Source organism: Kocuria nitroreducens, assembly GCF_042879195.1.
GTDB lineage: Bacteria > Actinomycetota > Actinomycetes > Actinomycetales > Micrococcaceae > Kocuria > Kocuria nitroreducens.
Map to the genome: position 1 here is coordinate 1 of NZ_JBHZTC010000047.1, position 5,893 is coordinate 5,893.

Genomic DNA, 5,893 nt, shown 5'->3' on the forward strand with positions numbered 1-5,893 from the left:
GGTGTTAATGTGGGGAGCCCCCGGCACGGGTGTGTCGGGGGCTCGACCCTGGTGGTGTGGTCCGGCGGTGTCCTACTCTCCCACACCCTTCCGGGTGCAGTACCATCGGCGCTGTGGGTCTTAGCTTCCGGGTTCGGGATGGGACCGGGCGTTTCCCCCACGCTATGACCGCCGTAACTCTGCCTCCCCGGTGGTCCACCGGTCCCTGGTGCCCGTGGGGGCGGTGGGGTGGTGGTGGGGGAAATCTGGTCACGGTCTGGTGGTGCTGTGGTGATGCGGTTGTGGTTCCTGGCCTGCCTGCCCTGAAAGGGGTGGGTGGGTTGTTGGTTGGGAGCCGTATAGTGGACGCGGTGTTCTGTGCTGTTCCCCGCCCGGGTCCCGCACGCGTGGTGCGGGTGGGGTGGGGGTGTGGTGTAAGTTGTCGGCGTATTAGTACCGGTCGGCTGCACACGTCGTTGGTTCGTGCTTCCACCTCCGGCCTATCAACCCAGTGGTCTAGCTGGGGGCCTCTCACACCCGAGGGTGTCTGGAAATCTCATCTCGAAGCGAGCTTCCCGCTTAGATGCTTTCAGCGGTTATCTCTTCCGAACGTAGCGAAGCAGCGGTGCACCTGGCGGTACAACTGCCATACCAGAGGTTCGTCCGTCCCGGTCCTCTCGTACTAAGGACAGGTCTTCTCAAATTTCCTGCGCGCGCAGCGGATAGGGACCGAACTGTCTCACGACGTTCTGAACCCAGCTCGCGTACCGCTTTAATGGGCGAACAGCCCAACCCTTGGGACCAACTCCAGCCCCAGGATGCGACGAGCCGACATCGAGGTGCCAAACCATGCCGTCGATATGGACTCTTGGGCAAGATCAGCCTGTTATCCCCGAGGTACCTTTTATCCGTTGAGCGACGGCCATTCCACAATGTACCGCCGGATCACTAGTCCCGACTTTCGTCCCTGCTCGAGCTGTCGCTCTCACAGTCAAGCTCCCTTGTGCACTTACACTCGACACCTGATTGCCAACCAGGCTGAGGGAACCTTTGGGCGCCTCCGTTACTCTTTAGGAGGCAACCGCCCCAGTTAAACTACCCATCAGGCACTGTCCCTGACCCGGATCACGGGCCGAAGTTAGATGTCCAGAGTGACCAGAGTGGTATTTCAACGTTGACTCCACGTGCACTGGCGTGCCCGCTTCACCGTCTCCCACCTATCCTACACAAGCCACACCGAACACCAATACCAAACTATAGTAAAGGTCTCGGGGTCTTTCCGTCCTGCTGCGCGTAACGAGCATCTTTACTCGTACTGCAATTTCGCCGAGTTCATGGTTGAGACAGCGGGGAAGTCGTTACTCCATTCGTGCAGGTCGGAACTTACCCGACAAGGAATTTCGCTACCTTAGGATGGTTATAGTTACCACCGCCGTTTACTGGGGCTTAAATTCTCCGCTTCGCCGTGAGGCTAACAGGTCCTCTTAACCTTCCAGCACCGGGCAGGAGTCAGTCCGTATACCTCGTCTTGCGACTTCGCACGGACCTGTGTTTTTGATAAACAGTCGCTTCCCCCTGGTCTCTGCGGCCCTTACCCGCTCGCACCAGCTAGTGGTGTCCACGGTCGGGGCCCCCCTTCTCCCGAAGTTACGGGGGCATTTTGCCGAGTTCCTTAACCATGATTCTCTCGATCGCCTTAGTATTCTCTACCTGATCACCTGTGTCGGTTTGGGGTACGGGCGGCTGGAACCTCGCGTCGATGCTTTTCTCGGCAGCATAGGATCACCGAATCCCCCCACGGATGGGGGTCCCGTCACGTCTCAGGCTGATGTGACCCGCGGATTTGCCAACGGGTCGCCCTACACGCTTGGACCGGGTCTACCATCGCCCGGCTCGGCTACCTTCCTGCGTCACACCTGTTAATACGCTTACCTCCCCGGTTCAGGTCCCACGCTCCCCGACACCGGCGACCGGCCAATGGCCGGCACCTGGTGCGGTTCGGGTGGTTAGTGTCCCCGGTTCGGTAGGGGCGGTTCTTCGCCGGTACGGGAATATCAACCCGTTGTCCATCGACTACGCCTGTCGGCCTCGCCTTAGGTCCCGACTGACCCAGGGCAGATTAGCTTGACCCTGGAACCCTTGATCATCCGGCGGACGGGTTTCTCACCCGTCATTCGCTACTCATGCCTGCATTCTCACTCGTGTGGGCTCCACCACTGGGTCACCCCGCAGCTTCACTGCCCACACGACGCTCCCCTACCCATCGCACCACCTGAACCGGCCCCGCAAGGGACCGGTTGGGTATCATTGGTGCAATGCCACAACTTCGGCGGTGTACTTGAGCCCCGCTACATTGTCGGCGCGGAATCACTTGACCAGTGAGCTATTACGCACTCTTTCAAGGATGGCTGCTTCTAAGCCAACCTCCTGGTTGTCTAAGCAACTCCACATCCTTTCCCACTTAGCACACGCTTAGGGGCCTTAGTTGGTGGTCTGGGCTGTTTCCCTCTCGACTATGAAGCTTATCCCCCACAGTCTCACTGCTACGCTCTCACTTACCGGCATTCGGAGTTTGGCTGACGTCAGTAACCTTGTAGGGCCCATCGGCCATCCAGTAGCTCTACCTCCGGCAAGAAACACGTAACGCTGCACCTAAATGCATTTCGGGGAGAACCAGCTATCACGAAGTTTGATTGGCCTTTCACCCCTACCCACAGCTCATCCCCTCCATTTTCAACTGAAGTGGGTTCGGTCCTCCACGCGCTCTTACACGCGCTTCAACCTGGCCATGGGTAGATCACTTCGCTTCGGGTCTAGATCACGCCACTCACTCGCCCTGTTCAGACTCGCTTTCGCTACGGATACCCCTCACGGGTTAACCTCGCGACGTAACACTAACTCGCAGGCTCATTCTTCAAAAGGCACGCCGTCACCTTATAAGGGCTCCGACGGTTTGTAGGCACACGGTTTCAGGTACTATTTCACTCCCCTCCCGGGGTACTTTTCACCTTTCCCTCACGGTACTGGTCCGCTATCGGTCATCAGGTAGTATTTAGGCTTACCAGGTGGTCCTGGCAGATTCACACGGGATTTCTCGGGCCCCGTGCTACTTGGGTACGCGCACCGTGCGGCAGCGACGATTTCGTCTACGGGACTCTCACCCTCTCCGGTCCGGCACTCACACCGGTTCGACTATCGCCCTGCACTCACACGCCCGGGCCGGCAGACCCGGGACGACACGCCCCACGACCCCGATGATGCAACCCCTGCCGGGTATCACACACCATCGGTTTGGCCTCTTCCGCGTTCGCTCGCCACTACTGACGGAATCACTGTTGTTTTCTCTTCCTGTGGGTACTGAGATGTTTCACTTCCCCACGTTCCCTCCACACACCCTATGAATTCAGGTGCGGGTCACCACGCATAACACGCGGCGGGGTTTCCCCATTCGGAGACCCTCGGATCACAGCTCGTTTATCAGCTCCCCGAGGCTTATCGCAGATTACCGCGTCCTTCATCGGCTCCTGATGCCAAGGCATCCACCGTGCGCCCTTAAAAACTTGCCACATGATCACAGAACACACCGACCAGACACCACAACGGCTGCCCTGCCCACACCGTGCGCCCGGCACCCCGCGAACGGGACCCCGCAACACACGCCACGACCACGACGACCTCGCAGTGACTGGCGGCGATCAATCACGAACACGGCACCACAACCGCACCGCTCACCCCCGTCAGGAGGATCCCGGCCCACTTGCGGCACCTGTTCTCAAGATGCTCGCGTCCACTATACAGTTCTCAAACAACAACCCGCACACCCCGCACACTGGTGGGACCGGCCCCGAAGGAACCACACCCACCGGCAGGACGCCGGGAACCCAGACACAACACACCCCCACCCCCCCCGGCACCGGAACCCCCGCACCACCCCCACAAGGAGCGACACGGTGCCACCGACACCAGAAGAACCAGGGGCCTGTTGTCTCAGGACCCAATAGTGCGCCACGGACCACACCCACCACCCCGGCAGCGGCTCTTCCACCACCAGCCACCGTCAACCGAAGTTCACGAGGACCAGCAGGTACTGGGACACCACCGGGCCGGCAACCCCCACCCGGGCAGAACCCGGCCAGAAGGAGTGCGGCCACTTGCTCGCTGACATTCCACCCATGAGCTCACCCCACCAGCACCACGGACGGGCACTGCAGCGGGGGCGACCACCACACGGCGGTCAACGGCTCCTTAGAAAGGAGGTGATCCAGCCGCACCTTCCGGTACGGCTACCTTGTTACGACTTAGTCCCAATCGCCAGTCCCACCTTCGACGGCTCCCTCCCACAAGGGGTTAGGCCACCGGCTTCGGGTGTTACCAACTTTCGTGACTTGACGGGCGGTGTGTACAAGGCCCGGGAACGTATTCACCGCAGCGTTGCTGATCTGCGATTACTAGCGACTCCGACTTCATGAGGTCGAGTTGCAGACCTCAATCCGAACTGAGACCGGCTTTTTGGGATTAGCTCCACCTCACAGTATCGCAACCCTTTGTACCGGCCATTGTAGCATGCGTGAAGCCCAAGACATAAGGGGCATGATGATTTGACGTCATCCCCACCTTCCTCCGAGTTGACCCCGGCAGTCTCCTATGAGTCCCCACCATCACGTGCTGGCAACATAGAACGAGGGTTGCGCTCGTTGCGGGACTTAACCCAACATCTCACGACACGAGCTGACGACAACCATGCACCACCTGTCCACCGACCCCGAAGGGAAACCCCATCTCTGGGGCGATCCGGTGAATGTCAAGCCTTGGTAAGGTTCTTCGCGTTGCATCGAATTAATCCGCATGCTCCGCCGCTTGTGCGGGCCCCCGTCAATTCCTTTGAGTTTTAGCCTTGCGGCCGTACTCCCCAGGCGGGGCACTTAATGCGTTAGCTACGGCGCGGAAAACGTGGAATGTCCCCCACACCTAGTGCCCAACGTTTACGGCATGGACTACCAGGGTATCTAATCCTGTTCGCTCCCCATGCTTTCGCTCCTCAGCGTCAGTAACAGCCCAGAGACCTGCCTTCGCCATCGGTGTTCCTCCTGATATCTGCGCATTTCACCGCTACACCAGGAATTCCAGTCTCCCCTACTGCACTCTAGTCTGCCCGTACCCACTGCAGACCCGGGGTTGAGCCCCGGGCTTTCACAGCAGACGCGACAAACCGCCTACGAGCTCTTTACGCCCAATAATTCCGGACAACGCTTGCGCCCTACGTATTACCGCGGCTGCTGGCACGTAGTTAGCCGGCGCTTCTTCTGCAGGTACCGTCACTTTCGCTTCTTCCCTACTGAAAGAGGTTTACAACCCGAAGGCCGTCATCCCTCACGCGGCGTCGCTGCATCAGGCTTCCGCCCATTGTGCAATATTCCCCACTGCTGCCTCCCGTAGGAGTCTGGGCCGTGTCTCAGTCCCAGTGTGGCCGGTCACCCTCTCAGGCCGGCTACCCGTCGTCGCCTTGGTGAGCCATTACCCCACCAACAAGCTGATAGGCCGTGAGCCCATCCAAAACCAGTAAAACCCTTTCCACCACCCACCATGCGGAAGACGGTAGTATCCAGTATTAGACCCAGTTTCCCAGGCTTATCCCAGAGTCAAGGGCAGGTTACTCACGTATTACTCACCCGTTCGCCACTAATCCACCCAGCAAGCTGGGCATCATCGTTCGACTTGCATGTGTTAAGCACGCCGCCAGCGTTCGTCCTGAGCCAGGATCAAACTCTCCGTCACAAAAACAACGAAAACATCAAACCCCGGCCGAAAAGGCTGCCACCACCCCACGGAGGCGGAACAGCAACAACCCATCAACCGAATAAAACATCCGGTATCAACAAACATGGCACACTATTGAGTTCTCAAACAACAGACC

The 5,893-nt window shown here is 59.0% G+C and carries 3 rRNA genes; all 3 read right to left on the reverse strand.

What is annotated here, in order from left to right:
* Positions 1 to 59: 59 nt before the first annotated feature.
* Positions 60 to 176, reverse strand: a 5S ribosomal RNA gene (rrf, locus tag ACFYE1_RS17095).
* Positions 177 to 409: 233 nt separating this feature from the next.
* A 23S ribosomal RNA gene (locus ACFYE1_RS17100) occupies positions 410 to 3,545 on the reverse strand.
* A gap of 683 nt (positions 3,546 to 4,228) precedes the next feature.
* Positions 4,229 to 5,754, reverse strand: a 16S ribosomal RNA gene (locus ACFYE1_RS17105).
* The 16S, 23S and 5S rRNA genes sit together here, the layout of an rRNA operon.
* Between the last annotated feature and the right edge of the window lie 139 nt (positions 5,755 to 5,893).